Genomic DNA, 20,261 nt, shown 5'->3' with positions numbered 1-20,261 from the left:
AGCCCATGGAATACAGCCCTGAACATAGTGTCTCATATTCCTACAAGTTAAAGGTGAAGGAAGCCCATATTGACAACTTGTCGCATGTAAACAATGTGGTGTATTTACAATGGGTCAATGATATATCCGAAAAACATTGGAACCTGCTTTCTCAAAATGAATTAAAGGATAAGTATTTTTGGGTGGTCCTGCGGCATGAACTGGATTATATGAATCAGGCTGTTTTGCATGATGAGCTTACCCTGGTTACATGGGTAGGGGAATCAAAAGGTGTAAAATCGGTTCGGCATGTATCAATTTACAAAGAAGATACGCTTCTTTTAAAAGCAGCTTCAACATGGTGCCTGATAGATGCAAAAACCCTAAGGCCCACCAGAATAAAAAGCGATATACTCAACCTGATACATCCGGGCCGGCCCAGCTGATTAATTTTTAGCGTCTTTTGCTTTGACGAGTTGCTGCAAAATCTCCTCCACACCTGCTTCATTGTTGCTTTTTGTCATAAATCTGGCTGCCTTCTTTACATTGTCATGCGCATTTGCCATGGCATAGCTAAAAAATGCCTGATCAATCATTTCAAGGTCGTTGTTAAAATCGCCAAAAACCATGGTTTCCTCCTTGGTGATTCCATATTTATGTTGCAGTATTTTAACTGCCTCACCTTTGTTGGCACCCGGATCAGCAATGTCTACCCAATTGGTCCCTGATACTTTGATTTGTAAAATTCCTTCAAGATGTTTTACCACAGGATAAATATAGGTTTCAGAACTTTCGAAATGATAAATGGCCACCTTAAAAAAATCATCATCAGGCAAATCCATCAAATTATCCACCACATCAAATTTAGTATAGTATTCCTGAAGGATATTTTTGAATTTGGCTTCATCCTGTTCAATATAGGCTGATTTTTTTCCGCAAAGGACGGTATAAAGCCCTTGAACTTCCCTTAATACCGGGATCAATAGTTTGACGTGTTCAGGAGAGAGCAGTATTGATCCCAGCTCGATGTCACCATGTTTAATAAATCCTCCGTTTTCGGCTACGATCGTGATCTCTTGGGCTATGGCACTTAACTTCTGGTGGATACTGCTGTATTGTCTTCCACTGGCAGCTACGAAATGAATTTGATGGGGTTTAAGCGCTTCGTATAATTTAAAAAACTGGCCGCTGACTTCGCTTTTTGAATTCAGCAGGGTTCCATCCATATCAGTAACCACCATTTTAACCTTAGAAAGATCCATAGTTCTCGTTGAAAATTAGTTGGTAAAAATAATGCTATCCATTCATTTTCAATGTTCAATAACGATTTTTTATCAAGAAACTTATCAAGTATTAAGAAGCTATTTCAAATGAATTATTATTCATTTAAATGAACTGACAATCAAAATAAAGGATTACTTTTGCACTTTCAAAAAAACACATATGCAATCAATCAGAAATATAGCTATTATCGCCCACGTTGACCACGGTAAGACTACCTTAGTTGATAAGATCATCGATCAGGCCAAAATACTTGATGACAGGAAGGTACGTACTGACCTCCTCCTGGATAGTAATGACCTTGAGCGAGAAAGGGGAATTACCATTTTATCGAAAAATGTTTCGATAAATTACAAAGGTGTCAAGATCAATGTGATCGACACGCCCGGTCACGCCGATTTTGGTGGTGAGGTGGAAAGGGTTTTGAAAATGGCCGATGGCGTATTGCTTCTGGTGGATGCCTTTGAAGGGCCTATGCCTCAGACAAGATTTGTTTTAAGCAAGGCATTAGAGTTGGGATTGATGCCTATCGTTGTGGTAAACAAGGTAGACAAGCCAAACTGTACCCCAGATTTGGTTCACGAAAAAGTATTTGATCTGATGTTTGCCCTTGATGCAACAGAAGATCAGTTGGAATTCAATACGATTTATGGTTCTGCCAAAAACGGATGGATGAACACTTCCTGGGAGGAGGAAACTGATAATATTATTGCTTTATTGGATGCTATTATAGCAAATATTCCGGAGGCGCCTTACAGAGAAGGAACTCCTCAAATGCAAATCACTTCACTTGATTTCTCGGCCTTTACAGGAAGAATTGCTATTGGAAGGGTTTTTAGAGGTGATTTGGAAGCAGGAAAGGATTATATGCTTTGTAAAGCCGATGGCTCGTCAAAAAAAGTAAGAATTAAAGAATTACATACTTTTGAAGGTTTGGGAAGAGCCAAGACTGACAAGGTAAGAAGTGGTGATATTTGTGCGATTACAGGGCTTGAAGGTTTCGATATCGGTGATACAATCGCTGATTTGGAAAACCCTGAAGCCTTGCCAAGGATTGAAGTAGACAAGCCTACCATGAGTATGTTATTTACCATCAATAATTCACCATTTTTCGGTAAAGAAGGTAAATATGTAACGTCACGCCACCTTAGAGACAGGTTGTTTAAGGAAACAGAAAAAAACCTGGCATTAAGAGTTGAAGAGACCGAAAGCGAAGATAAGTTCATCGTTTTTGGAAGGGGTATATTACACCTTTCTGTGCTGATTGAAACAATGCGAAGAGAAGGTTACGAACTTCAGGTGGGAAGACCAAAGGTCATCATCAAAGATATTGATGGGGTTAAAAGTGAACCTTATGAGACTTTGGTCATTGATGTTCCTGAAGCGGTGGCTAGCAAGGCCGTTAATTTGGTAACAATGAGAAAAGGGGATCTTCACATCATGGAGCCCAAAGGAGATTTACAGCACTTAGAATTCGACATCCCTTCCAGAGGGCTGATCGGTTTAAGAAATAAAATTTTGACTGCTACCCAAGGGGAAGCTATCATCAATCACAGGTTAAGAGGTTATGATGCTTTTAAAGGGGAGTTTAGCGAAGTCAATAATGGTGCGATTGTATCTTCTGAGCCAGGAAAAGCCACGGCTTATGCCATCGACAGGTTGCAAGACAGAGGAAAGTTCTTTATTGATCCAAATGAGGAAATCTATAAAGGACAGGTAGTTGGCGAAAACAGCCGACAAGAAGATATGGGCGTCAACCTGATCAAAGGGAAAAAACTGACTAACGTAAGGAAATCAGGAACTGATGAAAGTGCCAAGATATTCCCTAAAGTAGACTTTTCTTTGGAGGAATGCATGGAGTATATCAGGGATGATGAATATCTCGAGATCACGCCTCTCAGTCTTAGAATGAGAAAAATCGAATTCAGATAATGTATAATTTGGGATTTGATTGTAATAGATTAAGATGAATTAATAATTTGTTAAAAATTAAATGGTCCTTTTCTATAAAAGTTTTAAAATTGTAAATTGCCCGTCAAAATGATGAAAATGAAATTGAAATATGTATTCCTCTTCTTTCTTGGGATGGCTATTGTTGCTTGTAATAACGATGACGATCCAAAAGAAGAACCCCATGATCCTGTGGCACAGGCACTTATTGATGATGCTGTTTTAATAGAGTTCCTGCAGTCGCATTATTATACTGAAGAAAAGCAGATTGATACCATTATGAACGGAGAAACACCTCTGTATGATATTGTGTCTACAGATGCTGTTGTTTATAATGACATCAATTATAAGATTTATTATTACGTGGATCAGGAGGGTATTGGAATTAGTCCTTCGAGAAATGATTCTGTTCAAATACTTTACAGGGGTTTTATGTTAGACAGCACCAAGTTTGATGAAAACACCAGTTATACAGCTTCAAAATCATGGTTTAATTTGCCCCAAACGATTCCGGGGTTTCGTTATGGAGCAACTTATTTTAAAGAAGGTGAAAAAGTAAACTACCCGGATGAATCTTTTGGTTATGAAAATACCGGAAATGGTTTTTTCTTTATGCCATCAGGTCTGGCATATGGGAATTCCGGATCTGTATCCATTCCGTCTAATACGCCGATATATTATTTTCTTGATATGGGAAAAGTTGTCATTTCTGACACAGATGGCGACTTCGTTTCAAACAATGACGAAGATGTGGACGGTGACGGTGATGCAACCAATGACGATACAGACGGTGATTTAATCCCTGATTACCTCGATATCGATGATGACAGCGACGGCACGGTTACCTGGGAGGAAGATACCAATGGCGATGGTGACCCAACCAATGATGATACTGATGGAGACGGGATACCAAACTATCTGGATGCTGATAGTTAATAGGTATTGTCAATAGATATAAAAAAAGGTTGTGAATTTTCACAACCTTTTTTGTTTGTTATCAAGCGAGTATTTCTGAGATCTCATGAATGGCCTGATCAACCTCATCCTTTGTGTTGAATTTACTGAAGGAAAACCTTACTGAAGTTTGCCTGGATGCCTCCTCATTGAGAATTGCCGATAATACATGCGATCCTTTGCTGCTTCCGCTTTGGCAGGCACTTCCGCCAGAGGCAGCGATTCTTTTAAGGTCCAGGTTAAACAAAAGCATGGGTTTTTCAACCGGAAACCGAACACTCAGGATATGAAATGCAGAACGATCCAGGTCAGCTGAAAGCCCATTAAAGGAAATTCCTGGAATTCTACTGGTAAGTTGTTCAATAAAGTATTTTTTTATCTCCAAAATATAAGCTTTATCCTGAGTAAAATGATCAATGGCCAAAGACAGGGCCTTGTGAAGTCCGACAATACTATGTGTGTTCTCTGTTCCTGCCCGGGATCCCATTTCCTGTTCTCCCCCATATAGCATGGGCTCAATGCTAAGGCCTTTCCTGACGATGGCAAAGCCAACACCTTTTGGTCCGTGGAATTTATGAGCACTTGCTGTGATAAAATCAATTGGAGTTGTTTTTAAATCGAGGGGAACGTGGCCGATGCCCTGAACGGTGTCTGAGTGAAACAAAGCTCCCGTTTCATGACAAATCCTGCAAACCTTATCTACATCCAGGATATTCCCCAATTCGTTATTTACCTGCATCAGGCTGACCAGGGTTTTCTTCCTGGAGTTTTGCAAGTGCTGTCTCAGTTCCTTATCATCTATTTCTCCATACCGGTCAATGGATAAATTCGTTACTTCAATACCAAAATCCCTGCGAAGTGCTTCAATAGTATGCAGTACGGCATGGTGCTCAATAGGCGAGCTAATGATGTGTTCTACTCCAAGGTTCTTAACGGCATTGAACAAAATAAGGTTGTCAGCTTCACTTCCTCCTGCCGTAAAAATGACCTCAGAAGGAGAGCAATTGAACACAGATGCGATATACTTGCGTGCAGTTTCAACAATCACTTTAGCTTTTCTGCCAAATTCATGAGATGAAGAAGGATTTCCAAAATTATTGAGCATGTGCTCAGTCATAACTGTTACCACATCTTTGTCGATTGGGGTTGTTGCAGCGTTGTCGAAATAGATTTTTTTCATATTACAAAAGTAATTATTTTTCTTAGTACTTAAGTTTTATAATGGTTATAAAACCTTTACTTTTGTGGCTCTATGTGTCAGGAAGTTTAATGAGTTATTTGATCTAAGTGAGATGAAGAAGGTAATTTTGTTTTTTGCGTTAGTTGCAGGATTTTCGTGTAATGATGGTGACCTGGATATTTCAAGTTTTGAATTTGAAGATGAGGTCAATATATGCGGAACCACACAATATACTTTGTACCGCCTGAGTACAGGTGAACAGCGAGAGGCGCTTATCGTTACTTTAACAAATCAGCAAATCAGAAAAGACGAGGATATAGTGGCTCCGGTCAGAGTAACAGAAACGGGCGATTTTACGGTTACCTATAGACTTTTTAGTGAACAGGTCACGGATGATTATTTCTGTGCTGCCGTGCCTCCGGTTACCCCTGAGGTCGTTAAAGACTGGAGGGGCACTTCAGGAAGCATAGTGGTTGAAAATCAACCGGTATATGATGCTGAAGGATTGAATATCACGGGTTGGCAGCATTATATCGTGCTTATCGATGTAGTGCTCGTTGTAGATGATCAGGAACTCAAACTTGATGAGACTTTTTTATTCGGGACGGTCCAAACCGGCCCGGCATCTTAGCCTGTTTATATTTTATTTTGAAAGATTAGTACTTCCGTTGCGCCCTGTCCGTATTCAGTATATGAGGCGTCATGAAATATAACCGGATATTTCGCCAGTAGCCCCCTAAGCTCAGTTTTTAAGACACCTTCTCCGCGTCCATGTATAAAAATAATCTTTTGATGGTTTTTTGAAATCGCTCTTTCCAATTCATCTTGGGCAGTTCTCAGTTGCAAGGACAATTTATCGTAATTGCTCATGCCTTTCTCATAATCAACAAGTTCGTGAATGTGTAAATCAACTTCCTTAACCACGGTTCCCTTTCTTGATCTAAAACTTTTCTTCGGGCTGCTTTTAGACTCCTTTACCTCATCCTTCATGTCATGTTTGATAATGGGGACCCATTCTTTTCTCAATATGAGTTCAGCAGCATTGAACGTGTATAAAAACCCATCTGTACATTCAATCTCAATGGTATCCTGATCTATACCAACGATATTTCCTGTCATTGTATCGTTAATGACACTCACCTGATCTCCTATATTAAAACGGTTTTTTAATTTCATAGACACAAATATATAGGGAATTGTTGTAATTTTGGTTCGCCGTTCAAATTCTTAATAAAAGGTGGGTTTTATTTCATTTCTTGAAGATCATATGCTTTCCTGTCAATGGAAGGAGATGGGAATGGAATGTCTTGGCTGCGGTTTTCAAAGATCCGTTGTACTTGTGTTAAAAGGCGATTTTCAACATGCGTTTTTATTATATCCGGCTATTTATACTTTGTTCTTAATGATGATTTTTTTAGGTCTTCACCTGAGATTTAATTTTTCAAAAGGGCATAGTATTCTAAAATGGCTGTTCATTTTAAACATTGTCATCATAGTTGTAAACTATATTCTTAAATTAATCTAATATGTATAAAGAAAAATTACCCTATTCTCAAAGTGCCCTGATATTGGGGATCAGTTCAATCATAACAGCTTGCTGTTGCTGGGGTGTGATTGGGGTTATCCTCGGGATTATTGGACTTGTTAATGCTAACAAAGCCATCAGTATTCACGAGGATGATCCCGAAATATTTGATGGGATCAATAATGCTAAAACAGGAAAAACTACTTCTATAATTGGAATTGTCATCGGGGTTATTTCGATGATCTGGCATATTTATATTTTTTCAACGGGTGAATACCAGATTTTGTTTGAGGAGTTTAACAACATGACAGGGGAGTATTGATTGGGAAATAATAGTTATAGTAATTAATGATATAATATAATCTAAAAACTTGAAATAGAGTAGTTAATAAAACTAAAATATATTTTGAAAGTTTTCTTAAAAAAACATGAAAGTCAATTTCTTTAAGTCAAATATTTATCTATTTTTACGCTATGATTATAAATGATTCGAACAGGCATAAGGGATTGCGAAACCAGTTGGTTGAAACAATTCGAAAAAAGGGGATCAAAGATAAAATGGTCCTCAATGCCTTGTCAAAAGTGCCCAGGCATTTATTTATGGATTCGGGATTTATAGATTTTGCTTATCAGGACAAACCATTTCCAATTGGTGCCGACCAAACCATTTCACAACCTTATACAGTAGCATTTCAAACAGAATTGTTAGAAGTGGAATCAGGCGATAAAATTCTTGAAATTGGAACAGGGTCCGGATATCAAACAGCGGTTTTGATCGAATTAAAAGCAGAGGTATACAGTATAGAAAGGCAAAAGGAATTGTATACCAAGGCAAAAAAATTCCTGCCTAAGGTAGGATATGTTCCTAAAAAACTGGTGCATGGCGACGGTTATGCAGGACTTCCGGAACATGCTCCCTTTGATGGTATTATTGTTACTGCCGGAGCACCTTATGTTCCTAAAGCTTTATTGGGTCAGTTAAAAATAGGAGGAAAGATGGTTATTCCCGTGGGTGATAATGTGCAGGTGATGACGGTTTTTACAAGAACCGGGGAGCAGAAATTCGAGAAGTTGGAATATGGTGATTTTCGGTTTGTTCCTATGTTGAAGGAAAAGAATTCATAAGTAAAGCATTTGTGCAAAAGTATGATTAAGATCGAAAAACCTTTAATTGAAGCATCATGGCTTAACGGCCATCTTCAGGCCGAGAATTTAGTGATATTAAATGCTACTTTACCCAAAGCAGTAGCGGGTGATGTGAATAAGGAACAAAACGAAAGGATTCCCGGAGCTCGTTTCTTTGATATTAAGAATGTTTTTAGTGATACTTCAGCTCCTTATCCGAATACCTGGCCCGGTCAGGAGGCCTTTAACCAGGAGGCAAGAGGTCTGGGTATATGTAAAAAAAGTGCCATCGTGATATATGATGAACACGGTATCTATTCAAGTGCCAGGGCATGGTGGATGTTTCGATCCATGGGACACGATAATGTGGCTGTTCTCAATGGTGGTTTAAAAGCCTGGGAAGAGGCTGGTTTGGTCCTTGAACCAAAGAGTGATCAAGCTTATGAGACGGGAGATTTTAAAGGGATGTACAAAGAGGGTTTTTTCAAAAGCCATATAGATGTGCTTCAAACCCTTAAAGACGACAACGAACTGGTGATTGATGCACGAGCTGAGAATCGTTACAAAGGCATGGTAGAGGAACCCAGGGAAGGTTTGCGCAGCGGACATATTCCCAAGTCAATAAGCCTTCCGTATACAGATCTTTTAACGGATGGCAGGATGCTTGATGGCAAAGAGCTTAAAAGACTTTTTGTATCAACGGTGACTGAAAACAAAAATTTGACATTTTCCTGTGGCTCAGGAATTACGGCCTGTGTTTTGGCTCTCGGGGCCGAACTCTCCGGATACACACATCTGTCTGTTTACGATGGTTCTTGGACAGAATGGGGAAGTATGCATGAACTTCCAATCGAGAAGTAACTTTGTCTTTAAATGGCCTTAAGGCTGAGGTCCATATTACTTACAGAATGTGTAAGCGCACCCGAAGAGATATAATCAACGCCACATTCGGCATATATTCTTGCAGTTTTCAAAGTGATACTGCCTGATGATTCGGTTTCACACTGCCCAGCAATCAATTTTACTGCCTGTTCAGTCTCTTCATAACTAAAATTGTCAATAAGTATCCTGTGAATGCCCTGGTGGTTTAAAATGAGTTTGATCTCATCGAGGCTTCTTGCTTCAACGATAATCTTAAGATCTAAATTGTTTTCTTTTAAGTAGTCCTTGGTTTTTTTGATGGCTTTGTCAACTCCACCCGCAAAATCGATATGGTTATCCTTTAACATGATCATATCGTATAAAGCAAACCTGTGATTCACACCACCGCCTATTTTAACTGCCCATTTTTCAATGGCGCGAATCCCGGGAGTTGTTTTTCTCGTATCCAGTACCTTAGTTTTCGTTCCCTTTAAAATATCGACGAATTTTTTAGTTTTTGTGGCAATGGCACTCATACGCTGCATGGCATTTAAAACAAGCCTTTCAGCTTTTAGAATTGACTGTGAGCTACCGGTAACAAAGAAAACAATATCCCCAACATAAACCTTGTCACCATCGACAAGAAAAGTTTCCACCTCAAGGTCTTGATCTATTTCCTTAAAGATCATTTTAGCAAATTCAACTCCTGCAATGATGCCTTCCTCTTTTACCAAAAGTTTGGCCTTGCCCCTTGCATCTTTCGGGATGCAGGCAAGAGAACTGTGGTCACCTTCTCCAATATCTTCGCGAATTCCATTTTTTATAATACCTTCCAGCTCTTTAGCCATTTGAATTTTACTGATCATTGGAATAGATTTTAGCATTGCAAAAATAAGTCTTTATATTTACCGAAACAATCACTTTAATGAAAATCAAGTTATTGGCCATTGGTAAAACAGACGACAAAAACCTCCAGCTTTTGGTACAGAAATACCAGAGTCGTTTAAAGCATTATATCAAATTTGAATTGGAAATTATCCCGGATCTTAAAAATGCTAAAAACTTATCTGAAACGGAACAAAAAGATCGTGAAGGAGAGTTGATACTAAGCAGTATAAGTGGTTCAGACCAGTTGATACTCCTGGATGACAAAGGAGAAAGCTATGACTCCATGGGTTTTTCAAAGTTTATGCAGAAAAAGATGAATGCCGGGGTTAAGCAATTGGTCCTGGTCATCGGTGGTCCTTATGGTTTCTCAGAGACCGTGTATAAAAAGGCTCAGGGGAAACTGTCTTTTTCAAAAATGACTTTTTCGCATCAGATGATCAGGTTATTTGTGGTGGAGCAAATTTACAGGGCTTTTACTATTCTGAGAAATGAGCCCTACCATCACGAATAATAGTATATTTAAATTGCATTAAAAATATAATAAAACTTCAATGACCGGAATTTTTGCAATCTTGGATGATATCGCGGCCTTGATGGATGATGTAGCCTTGATGGCTAAATTTGCGACCAGGAAAACCGCAGGTGTTCTTGGGGATGATCTGGCAGTAGGCGCCGAAAAAGCTTCCAGTTTCAGGGCTTCAAGGGAGCTACCTGTGTTATGGGCCATCACAAAAGGTTCCTTTCTGAATAAATTAATCATTTTGCCTTTTGCCTTTTTACTCAGTGCCTACGCTCCGCAACTGATTGTGCCAATTTTATTGATTGGAGGTGTTTATTTGAGTTTTGAGGGTGTTGAGAAAATCGTACACACTTTTTTTTATAAAAAGCACAAGGAGAAGAAAAAGGTTCAGGTAGTCAGCGAAGAGGCCTTGTTAATTATTGAGAAGGATAAGATTAAATCTACCATTATTACTGATTTTATTTTGTCTTTGGAGATCATCATGATCGCGTTAGGAACGGTAACAAGTGAGCCTGTTTTAGAGCAAATTTTGGTGGTTTCGATTGTGGCAATATTTGCCACAATCGGGGTTTATGGAATTGTGGCTTTGATGGTGCGCATGGATGATATGGGCATGAGGTTTATACAAATAGCCAGGGGTAAAAGTCAATTTGTAAAATCTTCCTTTGTGATTTTGGGTAAGGGTTTGGTTTATTCGCTTCCCAAATTGATAAAGTTACTGGCTGTTGTGGGAACCATTGCCATGCTGCTTGTAGGAGGAGGAATGTTTGTCCATAATATTCCAGAAATTCATGATTTTTTCCATGCCTTACCTTCTATAATTGCTGAATTGTTGATGGGTTTAATTGTAGGGTTTGTGGCCTTCATTTTAGTGGAAGGCTTTAAAAAAATAAAGACCATGGTGGTCGATGGATAGATTTTGTAATGCGTTACTTTGTGAAAAATACAGACATATTGGGAGTTTAAAAGACCTTTTATTTTGAATACATATAGTCAATGAAATCTCAACCTGAAAAGAATTATAAAGAAATTAACAGGCAGTCCTGGAACAATAGGGTAGATGCTCATATAAGTTCTGAATTTTATGATATGAATGGTTTTCTATCAGGAAAATCGTCGTTGAATTCTATTGAAATTGGACTTTTAGGAGACATAAAGGATAAACGTATTTTACATCTTCAATGTCATTTCGGGCAAGATACGATCTCGCTTGCCAGGGAAGGTGCAATCGTAACAGGCGTGGATTTATCGGATAAAGCTATCCGAAAGGCTAAAGAATTTGCAGAAAAATGTGAAGTTGATGTAAGTTTCATATGTTGTGATATTTTCGATTTGCCCAACCATTTAGAGGAGCAGTTTGATATTGTTTATACAAGTTATGGAGTTATCGGTTGGTTGCCTGATCTGGATAAATGGGCGAGAATTGTTTCCCGGTTTTTAAAGCCAAGGGGTCATTTTGTATTTGTAGAATTTCACCCGGTAGTCTGGATGTTTGACGATGATTTTGAAATAATCGAATATAATTATTTTAATTCTGGGGCCATTGTTGAAACTGAAGATGGAACTTATGCCAACAGAGAGGCTCAGATAAGCCAGGAATGCATCGTGTGGAATCACAGTCTGAGTGACATTATAAACAGCCTTATTAAAAATGGCCTCAGTATTGATTTATTTGATGAATATGATTATTCACCTTATGATTGTTTTAAGGAGACTGTTGAGTATGAACCCAATAAATACAGGATAAAGAATTTGGAAAACAAAATACCGATGGTTTTTGCGATAAAGGCCACAAGATCAATAAATAGTTAAACTAAGGGAACCGAAATGAATATTCACGAATTAATTACTCGACCTGATCTCATTCAAAACAAAAAACTGCATAAAAAATTTCTTCAATTTGATTTGCTCATCAAGGAATTGAATAATAAAGAGTTACCGGATGCAATTATAGATACAATCAATAATCATATTCATAAGATAAATTCAATCTCCGCTTCAGAAAAGGAACTAAACATTCAATTGAGAAAGTCCAGACTAAGCATTCTAAAACTGGTTGAGAAAGAGTTGCAACTCGTGGCAAAAAATCATTACAGAAACAGATATTTAGGAATTGGAATAGCCCTGGGCGTTGCAGTGGGAGGTGCTTTGGGATCAGGCTCCGGGAATCATTCTTTAATAGGGCTTGGTTTACCCCTGGGCATGGCAATAGGAATTGCTTATGGAACCAAGCTGGACAATAAGGCAAAAGAGGAGGGAAAACAATTGAATTTAGAACTGAGGTGATCGCAAGTGAGGCGATGAGAGGTGAGGTGCTCACCTCCGAGGCGATGAGAGCTCTTCAATGCCTCAAGAAACCTCTTTTAGATCTGCGTTTGGCACTTGAACCATGGATATTTCCTCCTCCCCAGGTTAAGCCGGATTTTTGCTTCCTGAAAGAAGGGTAATCGTGTGGCTCAGTTTCTTTTGTTTCTTTTCCTTTTCGGTTTATCTTTTTGTGTTGGAAGGACCTAATAATCATCTCTTTCTGTTTGTGATACCGGTATCGATCCAAAAGTACAATGGGCAGGGTAATAAGCAATAAAACACCCAATCCTATGTATAAAAACAAGTCATTATAACTAAGTTCCAGAAACAGGCCTATAAAGCGAATGATTAAAAAAGTAAACCCAATGATCACAGAAAAATAGATGGAATTTTTCATAAGGCCTGTGTTGAAAGATTGAATTTACTTATAAAATTAAGGAAATACAGGTATATTGACAAGCATAAATTAAGTTTAAGCCCAAAAAGCCATGATTCTTTGTCTCTTCCAAAATGCGGCAATGGAGCCAATGGCAAACTCAGAAAGTATTTGTTCGGCGTCTTTTTTTGGATTCTTGCGATAGTCCGGGCTCAATATAATTTGATAAAAAGATTCCATAGAGAGCGAAAATCAAAAATCCCAAAAGCATAAAATGCAGCAAAGGTTCTTTTAATAATTTTTTCATAGAGTAAAGGATGATTCCATCTGTCTTTCCCGGGCTCGACATTGGCGGCCTTCCCGAAGAAATTATCTTCATCAGCAGTAGCAAGTGAGGTGTGAGAATCGGTACTGCCTATTAACCCAAACTTATAAGGAGTTTTAGTATGAAGTTGTCCAAAAGGAGCTTCCAGAGGATAAATTGAGTAAAGAAAAGAATGAATTTATGCTTACTTTTGATACAATCAGAAATTATAAATCATGAAACTTGTTTTTGCCACAAACAACAAACATAAATTAAATGAGGTACAGGATCTATTGCCCAAGGACATAGAAATTTTAACCTTGGAGGATATTGGGTGTCATGAAGAAATTGAAGAAACAGCTGCCACTTTAGAAGGAAATGCCAAAATCAAAACAGATCATGTTAAAAATTTATACGGATATGATTGTTTTGGCGATGATACTGGGCTGGAAGTGGAAGCCCTTAATGGTGCTCCGGGTGTTTATTCGGCGAGATATGCAGGAGAGGAGGCCACTTTTAACGATAATGTGCAAAAATTATTAGGTGCCATGCAGGGTATTCAAAACAGGAAAGCTCGATTTAGAACAGTAATTTCCTTGTATCTGGGTGGCAGGCAATTTTTTTTTGAGGGAATATGTGATGGATTTATCGAAACATCCGTCTCAGGAAACAAGGGATTTGGTTACGATCCGGTTTTTCGGCCCAGGGGATTTGATAAAACTTTTGCAGAAATGGACCTTCATGAAAAGGGGCTCATTTCTCACAGGGGTTTGGCGGTTAAAAAATTAGTTGAATTCCTTAAAAATCAAGTCTAAAATAAGGTGATTTGCCCATCATCATCATCATCTTCACCATCATCATCGTCTTCATCATTTTCCGATCCTGAAGTGTCCCCGGCTGAATTTTCAGGCGCCTCAATAATTTCTTCTTCCACGAGTTCAACTTCTTCGAGAACAGGTTCTTCATAAGGAAGCGGGTCCAGCAAATTAATATCTTTTATTTTCTCTGTGGTCAATTGATTTCCAAGAGCTTTAATCCCTTTTACCGCAATAAATTCTTCAAAGTTTATAATTTCATTTTCGAGGCTTCTTTTTGAATAAATCACTTCAGCCATCGGACGGTAATCCATGCCGACAATCATCAGTTTTGAACCTGCATGCTCAGAAATAAATTTCTCTTCCCGGTCGGGATGCTCTATCATAAAACGCTTGACATAATAACGTTCTCTTTCCCCGTCAAAATATACAACTGATATCGGTTTATTCGGGTTCCATTTTTCGAGCACGATCATATCGCTTTCAAAATGTGTATTGAGGTTGGGGATAATCGTTTTTACTTCACCTTTTTGATTGATGATCAGCAGCCTGTCATCGGCAGTGAATTCTCCAATGAGGTCACCACGCTCATCAACGTTGAGCCTTTGGACCGTCTCATCGAACCAGATCTTTCTTGGTTTTAAGGTCGAAACCCCTTTTTCTTTTAATTCGATCTTTTTGATTGGATATTTGGTTACGATATTTCCGCGACTCGCCCTTCCTTTAATGGCCAATTCTGCAAGGTCAACATCCCATTTAAGCTTTTTAATAAGCCCTACGGCCCTTAAATTGATCGTAATGATCTCAGCCTCCCCATTTGGGTTTGCTGTAAAATAGAGCACCTTAGACCCCTTGGATCCTGCGGTAAGGTCGTATTCCTTATCTCTGGTAATGGCGGTAACAGCGAATCTTTTCATATAGGTAAAGCCTGATTTACCATCCTTGTAGAGCATATTGTATATGGTTCTTTTGTCTTTTTTCTTAAAGACTGCTGCATGAATGATATTTTTTCCCACAAAGGTTTTACTGTCAACCTTGGTGACCATCATTTTTCCGTCACTTCGAAAAACGATAACATCGTCTATATCCGCACAATCAGCAACAAATTCATCCTTTTTCAAGGAGGTTCCCACAAAACCTTCAGCCCGGTTTACATATAATTTTGAATTCCTCATCACTACCTTGGTCGCAACGATATCTTCAAAAATCCTGATATCCGTTTTTCGTTCTTTACCCTTGCCGAATCTGTCTTTCAGGTCTTTGAAGTAATCAATGGTATATTCAACGATATTCGCCAAATCCTTTTTTACAAGGGCAATCTTTTCTTCCAAACCTTCAATAAACTGCTTTGCCTTGTCTATATCGAATTTTGATATTTTTTTGATCCTGATTTCAGTAAGCCTGACAATATCTTCTTCAGTTACGGCTCTTTTAAGGTGCTTGACATGAGGCTTTAAACCTTCATCAATAGCATCTAAAACACCTTGCCAGGTTTCTTCTTCCTCTATATCTCGATAGATTCTGTTCTCTATAAAAATTCGTTCCAAAGACGAGAAATGCCATTGTTCTTCCAATTCAGCCAATTGGATCTCAAGTTCCTGAGTCAACAGGTCCTGGGTATGATTTGTTGAATGCCTGAGTGCTTCTTTTACGCCAATAAAAACAGGTTTATTGTTTTCTATGATACAGCAAATAGGAGAAATGGATACCTCACAACTGGTAAAAGCATATAGCGCATCAATGGTTTTGTCGGGAGAAACACCACCGGGCAGGTGTATCAATATCTCTACATCCTTGGCTGTATTATCTTCTATTTTTTTGATCTTGATCTTTCCTTTTTCATTGGCCTTTAAAATAGAATCAATAAGCGATGACGTCGTAGTGCCATAAGGAATCTCCGTGATAACAAGAGAGTTTTTATCCTTTTGGGATATTTTAGCCCTGACCCTGACTTTGCCACCTCTTTTACCTTCATTATAATTCGTTATATCCGCAATTCCACCTGTTAAAAAATCAGGGAATATGGAAAAACTCTGGCCTTTTAAAATTTTGATAGAGGCCTGAATCAATTCAAGAAAATTGTGAGGAAGGATCTTTGTAGAGAGGCCTACTGCGATTCCTTCAGCACCCTGGGCGAGTAACAGCGGGAATTTTACCGGTAAATCAATGGGTTCTTTTCTCCTTCCATCATAGGAAGCCTGCCATTTGGTGGTTTTCGGGTTGAATACAACCGCCGAGGCAAATTTTGACAACCTGGCTTCAATATACCTGGAAGCGGCTGCTCGGTCTCCGGTTAAAATATTTCCCCAGTTCCCCTGCATGTCGATCAATAACTCCTTTTGCCCGAGCTGTACCATGGCATCGGCGATACTTGCATCACCATGAGGATGGTACTGCATAGTATGGCCCACTAGATTGGCCACTTTATTATAACGCCCGTCATCAAGATCTTTCATGGATTGCATAATCCTTCTCTGAACGGGTTTAAAGCCATCATTGATGCCGGGAACCGCTCTTTCGAGAATAACATAAGAGGCATAATCCAGAAACCAGTCTTCGTACATCCCACCAATTTTCGTGATGGTATCTTCGTTTTGATCTTTATTTTCGTCTAACTCTTCGTATTCAGCCATTGATGTTTACTGTACCGATATTAATTTATACCTCCTCGATCAGGTCCAATTCGACCTTGAGGTTGTTGATAATGAATTTTTGTCTTTCAGGAGTGTTTTTTCCCATGTAAAATTCAAGCAATTTTTCAATTGAAGTTTCCTTATTGAGCATGACGGGGTCGAGCCGGATGTCTTTGCCGATAAAATGAACAAATTCGTTGGGTGATATTTCTCCAAGTCCCTTGAATCGGGTTACTTCAGGTTTGCCGCGCAATTGATTCATGGCCTTTTGTTTTTCTTTGTCAGAATAGCAATAATGCGTTTCCTTTTTGTCCCTCACCCTGAAAAGGGGTGTGTCTAAAATATATAAATGCCCTTCCTTGATCACTTCAGGGAAAAATTGAAGGAAAAATGTGATCAGTAATAACCTGATATGCATACCGTCAACATCGGCATCAGTGGCAATAACAATATTGTTGTAACGCAGGTTTTCAATTCCATCTTCTATGTCAAGCGCGGCCTGAAGCAAGTTGAATTCTTCATTTTCATAAACGATTTTTTTACTTAGACCATATGAATTCAAGGGTTTTCCTTTTAAACTAAACACAGCCTGGGTATTGACATTCCTGGATTTTGTAATCGAACCACTCGCAGAATCTCCCTCGGTAATAAACAAGGTGCTTTCCAGGCGATTATTTTTCTTCATATCGCTTAAATGAATGCGGCAATCCCGTAATTTCTTATTGTGAAGGCTCGCTTTTTTAGCCCTTTCCCTTGCAATTTTTCTAATACCTGAGAGTTCCTTGCGTTCCTTTTCAGCCTGTACGATTTTTCTCTGTATACGTTCTGCGGTCTCAGGATTTCTGTGCAGATAATTATCCAGGCGTCTTTTAACAAAATCATTGATAAAGGTTCTTACCGTAGGCAAATCCCCTCCCATTTCGGTAGATCCTAATTTTGTTTTGGTCTGACTCTCGAAAATAGGTTCCATTACCTTGATACTGATGGCACATACAATCGATTTCCGAATATCAGAAGCGTCAAAATTTTTCCCGAAAAATTCTCGGATCGTCTTCACGATGGCTTCTCTGAAAGCGTTTTGATGTGTCCCTCCCTGGGTGGTATGTTGACCGTTTACAAAGGAGTGGTATTCTTCGCTATATTGAGATTTACTATAGGTAAGCGCAATTTCAATATCATCTTCCATCAAATGGATGATGGGAAAGAGTTTGGATTCTTCGGAGATGTTTTCATTTAGCAGGTCTTTTAAACCATGCTCAGAGCGGTATTTTTCTCCGTTAAACATGATGGTAAGTCCTGTATTGAGGTATACATAGTTTTTGATCATTTTCACTACATATTCATTCCTGAATTTGTAATGTGGAAATATCTCCCTGTCGGGAACAAAGGAAACTTTGGTTCCCTTTCTCAAACTGGAGGCTTCCTGAGCCGACTCATTCACAAGGTTTCCTTGTTCAAATTCAGCGATCTTCGTGAGATTGTCGCGTATAGACTGAACTTTAAAATAAGAAGACAATGCATTAACCGCCTTGGTTCCAACCCCGTTCAGGCCAACGGATTTCTTAAAAGCTTTTGAGTCGTATTTTCCTCCTGTATTCATTTTTGAAACAACGTCGACGACCTTTCCCAAAGGAATGCCCCTTCCAAAATCCCGGACGGAAACCTGATTATTTTTTACAGAAATCTCAATGGTTTTGCCGGCTCCCATGACATATTCATCAATAGAATTATCAAGCACTTCTTTGATAAGGATATAAATACCGTCATCCGGAGCGGATCCATCTCCCAATTTTCCAATATACATACCGGGACGCATTCTGATATGTTCCTTCCAGTCTAGGGAACGAATATTGTCTTCTGTATATGAAGTTTGGTCTGACATTAAGATTTCGGATTATGTAGCCGTGCTAAAGTAGTAATTACACCATTAAAATGAAATAGTAGTTCAAATTTTTATTAACACAGTAATTAAGAGTTGTTATGTGCATTAATTTATTATTTTTACTTGGCATAAACCTGATAAAGAATGAAAAAGCACATACCAAACCTGTTTACACTGATGAATTTGTTTTCAGGTATGATAGCCGTTATCATGGCGGCAACTGATGAGCTCGTTTTGGCTGCCCTTTTCGTGTTTTTGGGAATCTTTTTTGATTTTTTTGATGGCTTTTTCGCGAGAAAATTTAATGTAGAGGGTGAACTGGGAAAACAATTGGATTCACTTGCAGACGTAGTGACCTCAGGTGTTGTTCCAGGAATCGTTATGTTTCAACTGATGCTATATGCTACTAAGGGACAGTGGTTTATGGAGTTAAGCTGTGAAGTTGGAGATTGGCGTGACTATCAGGACACTTATTATTACTTTCTTCCTTTTACCGGACTGTTGATCACTTTAGCAGCCGCTTACCGCCTGGCTAATTTTAATATTGATGAAAGGCAGTCAAATTCATTTATAGGCTTACCAACTCCTGCGTTTTCAATGTTTGTAGTTTCTCTTCCGTTGATACTTTATTATTCGGATCAATTATTTTTCCACCAATTACTACAAAATTTTTATGTCCTGCTGGCCATAACAATAGCAGGCTGTTATATGATGAATGCAGAAATCCCTCTTTTCTCCTTAAAATTTAAAAATTATGGGTTTAAAGGAAATGAATCGAAATACATTTTCCTAATAGGTACACTTGTCATGTTACTTACTTTACAAACAGTAGCCATTCCATTGACAATTTTATTCTATGTATTGTTATCGGTTATTGAGAACAGGATAAAAAAATAAGGGAATATATACATATAAACCCTTATTTTTTAAATAGTTATATATATTTAATTATTCCTTAGGTTTAAATGAGAAATGCTGACCGCCAATAGACGCTTCATACATCAGTCCACCTCTTGTTTGAGTGAAAACAGCCATTCCGCCCTTAAAGGCCACGTCAACGGAGGCACCTGCTGTGATCGCCACTGCAGAAGCCTGACCATCAAATTTCACTTTCTTATTGGTGAATTTTTTATAAGCTTCTTCATTTTCAAAAAATATGACTTCCATATATTGCTGTCCACCTAGTTGAAAACCAATGGTCGCCTGGCTTAAAGTAGAATGCCCGGTTGGAACGTGATTTTTAAAAACGATTCCTTGCCCACCGGCACCGCCAATACCAACAGCTCCTTTGGTCACTTTTGGAAACACGGCATAGCCGTAAGATTTATCTTTGAAGGATTGAAGTTTTGGAGCTCTTTCTATCATAGTCGCTAAAGCTTTTTCAGAATTCTCGATCAGGTCAGCTTTCCAGCCTCCAACCTGAGCATTTAGGCCCATAGATGCACTTATCATTAAAGTTAAGGCTATGGCCCGGAGTTTTTTAATACTTAATGTTTTCATAAATTATAAGTTAGGGGGTTATTACTAATCAAATTTAACCATTTTAAAGAAGAAAAGCCAACTGAGAATTATTTTTTTAAGGCTTTAAAGACTTCTCCATATCGATTAATGAAAAGATCTGTAAATCAATAGAATCATAAAAAAAACCGCTTACTAAAGTTCCAATCACATGTCCAGAGTT

At 38.6% G+C, this 20,261-nt stretch carries 24 protein-coding genes; 14 read left to right on the top strand and 10 right to left on the bottom strand.

Features of this window, described 5'->3' with window-relative positions; all coding sequences use genetic code 11:
* The first annotated feature begins 5 nt into the window (after positions 1-5).
* Positions 6-425, top strand: coding sequence for an acyl-CoA thioesterase (locus AABB81_RS03615; protein ID WP_342158689.1), 420 nt, complete (start codon positions 6-8; stop codon positions 423-425).
* Here AABB81_RS03615 and AABB81_RS03610 read toward each other — a convergent pair whose 3' ends face one another.
* The gene (locus AABB81_RS03610; protein ID WP_342158687.1) at positions 426-1,241 is read right to left on the bottom strand and encodes a Cof-type HAD-IIB family hydrolase; all 816 of its coding nucleotides are present in this window, start codon (positions 1,239-1,241) and stop codon (positions 426-428) included. It abuts the gene before it with no gap.
* Between the two features lie 181 nt (positions 1,242-1,422).
* Between AABB81_RS03610 and typA the strand changes: the two genes are divergently transcribed.
* The gene (gene typA, locus AABB81_RS03605) at positions 1,423-3,192 is read left to right on the top strand and encodes a translational GTPase TypA (protein ID WP_342158686.1); all 1,770 of its coding nucleotides are present in this window, start codon (positions 1,423-1,425) and stop codon (positions 3,190-3,192) included.
* A 117-nt stretch (positions 3,193-3,309) separates the two neighbouring features.
* Complete coding sequence (locus tag AABB81_RS03600) at positions 3,310-4,146, top strand: FKBP-type peptidyl-prolyl cis-trans isomerase (protein ID WP_342158685.1); 837 nt, start codon at positions 3,310-3,312, stop codon at positions 4,144-4,146.
* A 61-nt stretch (positions 4,147-4,207) separates the two neighbouring features.
* Here the strand turns inward: AABB81_RS03600 and AABB81_RS03595 are convergent, their stop codons facing one another.
* Positions 4,208-5,344, bottom strand: a complete 1,137-nt coding sequence (locus AABB81_RS03595) for a cysteine desulfurase family protein (RefSeq protein ID WP_342158684.1) — start codon at positions 5,342-5,344, stop codon at positions 4,208-4,210.
* 112 nt (positions 5,345-5,456) lie between these two features.
* Here AABB81_RS03595 and AABB81_RS03590 point away from each other — a divergent pair, with 112 nt between their 5' ends.
* Positions 5,457-5,975 carry a hypothetical protein gene (locus AABB81_RS03590; protein ID WP_342158683.1) on the top strand — a complete coding sequence of 173 codons (519 nt, stop codon included), beginning with the start codon at positions 5,457-5,459 and terminating at the stop codon, positions 5,973-5,975.
* A 5-nt stretch (positions 5,976-5,980) separates the two neighbouring features.
* Here AABB81_RS03590 and AABB81_RS03585 read toward each other — a convergent pair whose 3' ends face one another.
* Complete coding sequence (locus tag AABB81_RS03585; RefSeq protein WP_342158681.1) at positions 5,981-6,520, bottom strand: Smr/MutS family protein; 540 nt, start codon at positions 6,518-6,520, stop codon at positions 5,981-5,983.
* 91 nt (positions 6,521-6,611) lie between these two features.
* Here AABB81_RS03585 and AABB81_RS03580 point away from each other — a divergent pair, with 91 nt between their 5' ends.
* The 4 genes from AABB81_RS03580 (at position 6,612) to AABB81_RS03565 (ending at position 8,855) form a co-directional block, all read left to right on the top strand.
* Positions 6,612-6,869, top strand: a complete 258-nt coding sequence (locus AABB81_RS03580; RefSeq protein WP_342159649.1) for a DUF2752 domain-containing protein — start codon at positions 6,612-6,614, stop codon at positions 6,867-6,869.
* Between the two features lies 1 nt (position 6,870).
* Positions 6,871-7,191, top strand: coding sequence for a CCC motif membrane protein (locus tag AABB81_RS03575; protein ID WP_342158680.1), 321 nt, complete (start codon positions 6,871-6,873; stop codon positions 7,189-7,191).
* 152 nt (positions 7,192-7,343) lie between these two features.
* The gene (locus AABB81_RS03570) at positions 7,344-7,994 is read left to right on the top strand and encodes a protein-L-isoaspartate(D-aspartate) O-methyltransferase (RefSeq protein WP_425287321.1); all 651 of its coding nucleotides are present in this window, start codon (positions 7,344-7,346) and stop codon (positions 7,992-7,994) included.
* 21 nt (positions 7,995-8,015) lie between these two features.
* Positions 8,016-8,855 carry a sulfurtransferase gene (locus AABB81_RS03565; RefSeq protein ID WP_342158678.1) on the top strand — a complete coding sequence of 280 codons (840 nt, stop codon included), beginning with the start codon at positions 8,016-8,018 and terminating at the stop codon, positions 8,853-8,855.
* 8 nt (positions 8,856-8,863) lie between these two features.
* On the opposite strand, the gene nadC is transcribed toward AABB81_RS03565, so the two are convergent.
* Complete coding sequence (gene nadC / locus AABB81_RS03560; protein WP_342158677.1) at positions 8,864-9,721, bottom strand: carboxylating nicotinate-nucleotide diphosphorylase; 858 nt, start codon at positions 9,719-9,721, stop codon at positions 8,864-8,866.
* A 59-nt stretch (positions 9,722-9,780) separates the two neighbouring features.
* Between nadC and rlmH the strand changes: the two genes are divergently transcribed.
* The 4 genes from rlmH (at position 9,781) to AABB81_RS03540 (ending at position 12,549) form a co-directional block, all read left to right on the top strand.
* A complete protein-coding gene (rlmH, locus tag AABB81_RS03555; RefSeq protein ID WP_342158676.1) occupies positions 9,781-10,254 on the top strand; it encodes a 23S rRNA (pseudouridine(1915)-N(3))-methyltransferase RlmH in 474 nt (157 codons plus the stop codon).
* Between the two features lie 40 nt (positions 10,255-10,294).
* Positions 10,295-11,179, top strand: coding sequence for a DUF808 domain-containing protein (locus AABB81_RS03550; RefSeq protein WP_342158675.1), 885 nt, complete (start codon positions 10,295-10,297; stop codon positions 11,177-11,179).
* An 80-nt stretch (positions 11,180-11,259) separates the two neighbouring features.
* Positions 11,260-12,075, top strand: a complete 816-nt coding sequence (locus AABB81_RS03545) for a class I SAM-dependent methyltransferase (protein ID WP_342158674.1) — start codon at positions 11,260-11,262, stop codon at positions 12,073-12,075.
* 15 nt (positions 12,076-12,090) lie between these two features.
* A complete protein-coding gene (locus tag AABB81_RS03540) occupies positions 12,091-12,549 on the top strand; it encodes a hypothetical protein (RefSeq protein WP_342158673.1) in 459 nt (152 codons plus the stop codon).
* A 55-nt stretch (positions 12,550-12,604) separates the two neighbouring features.
* Here the strand turns inward: AABB81_RS03540 and AABB81_RS03535 are convergent, their stop codons facing one another.
* From AABB81_RS03535 to AABB81_RS03525, 3 genes are all read right to left on the bottom strand, one after another.
* Positions 12,605-12,967 (bottom strand): hypothetical protein, encoded by a 363-nt coding sequence (locus AABB81_RS03535; RefSeq protein ID WP_342158672.1) that lies wholly within the window; start codon positions 12,965-12,967, stop codon positions 12,605-12,607.
* A gap of 75 nt (positions 12,968-13,042) precedes the next feature.
* The gene (locus AABB81_RS03530) at positions 13,043-13,186 is read right to left on the bottom strand and encodes a hypothetical protein (RefSeq protein WP_342158671.1); all 144 of its coding nucleotides are present in this window, start codon (positions 13,184-13,186) and stop codon (positions 13,043-13,045) included.
* The gene (locus tag AABB81_RS03525; RefSeq protein WP_342159644.1) at positions 13,159-13,419 is read right to left on the bottom strand and encodes a DUF3604 domain-containing protein; all 261 of its coding nucleotides are present in this window, start codon (positions 13,417-13,419) and stop codon (positions 13,159-13,161) included. Before AABB81_RS03525 ends, AABB81_RS03530 begins: the two co-directional genes overlap by 28 nt.
* Positions 13,420-13,486: 67 nt before the next feature.
* On the opposite strand from AABB81_RS03525, the gene AABB81_RS03520 reads away from it, so the two are divergent.
* Positions 13,487-14,065, top strand: coding sequence for a non-canonical purine NTP diphosphatase (locus tag AABB81_RS03520; protein ID WP_342158670.1), 579 nt, complete (start codon positions 13,487-13,489; stop codon positions 14,063-14,065).
* Here AABB81_RS03520 and AABB81_RS03515 read toward each other — a convergent pair.
* Together AABB81_RS03515 and AABB81_RS03510 are read right to left on the bottom strand one after the other, a co-directional pair.
* A complete protein-coding gene (locus AABB81_RS03515; RefSeq protein ID WP_342158669.1) occupies positions 14,062-16,698 on the bottom strand; it encodes a DNA gyrase/topoisomerase IV subunit A in 2,637 nt (878 codons plus the stop codon). The two genes, AABB81_RS03520 and AABB81_RS03515, sit on opposite strands and share 4 nt — an antisense overlap.
* A 25-nt stretch (positions 16,699-16,723) precedes the next feature.
* Positions 16,724-18,580, bottom strand: a complete 1,857-nt coding sequence (locus tag AABB81_RS03510) for a DNA topoisomerase IV subunit B (RefSeq protein WP_342158668.1) — start codon at positions 18,578-18,580, stop codon at positions 16,724-16,726.
* A gap of 144 nt (positions 18,581-18,724) precedes the next feature.
* Between AABB81_RS03510 and AABB81_RS03505 the strand changes: the two genes are divergently transcribed.
* Positions 18,725-19,477 carry a CDP-alcohol phosphatidyltransferase family protein gene (locus AABB81_RS03505; RefSeq protein WP_342158667.1) on the top strand — a complete coding sequence of 251 codons (753 nt, stop codon included), beginning with the start codon at positions 18,725-18,727 and terminating at the stop codon, positions 19,475-19,477.
* 51 nt (positions 19,478-19,528) lie between these two features.
* Here AABB81_RS03505 and AABB81_RS03500 read toward each other — a convergent pair whose 3' ends face one another.
* Positions 19,529-20,080, bottom strand: coding sequence for a lipid-binding SYLF domain-containing protein (locus AABB81_RS03500; protein WP_342158666.1), 552 nt, complete (start codon positions 20,078-20,080; stop codon positions 19,529-19,531).
* Between the last annotated feature and the right edge of the window lie 181 nt (positions 20,081-20,261).

The sequence above is a fragment of the Lutimonas vermicola genome (assembly GCF_038433205.1).
In the GTDB taxonomy this organism is placed as follows: domain Bacteria; phylum Bacteroidota; class Bacteroidia; order Flavobacteriales; family Flavobacteriaceae; genus Lutimonas; species Lutimonas vermicola.
This window is presented reverse-complemented; position numbering and strand designations above follow the sequence as displayed.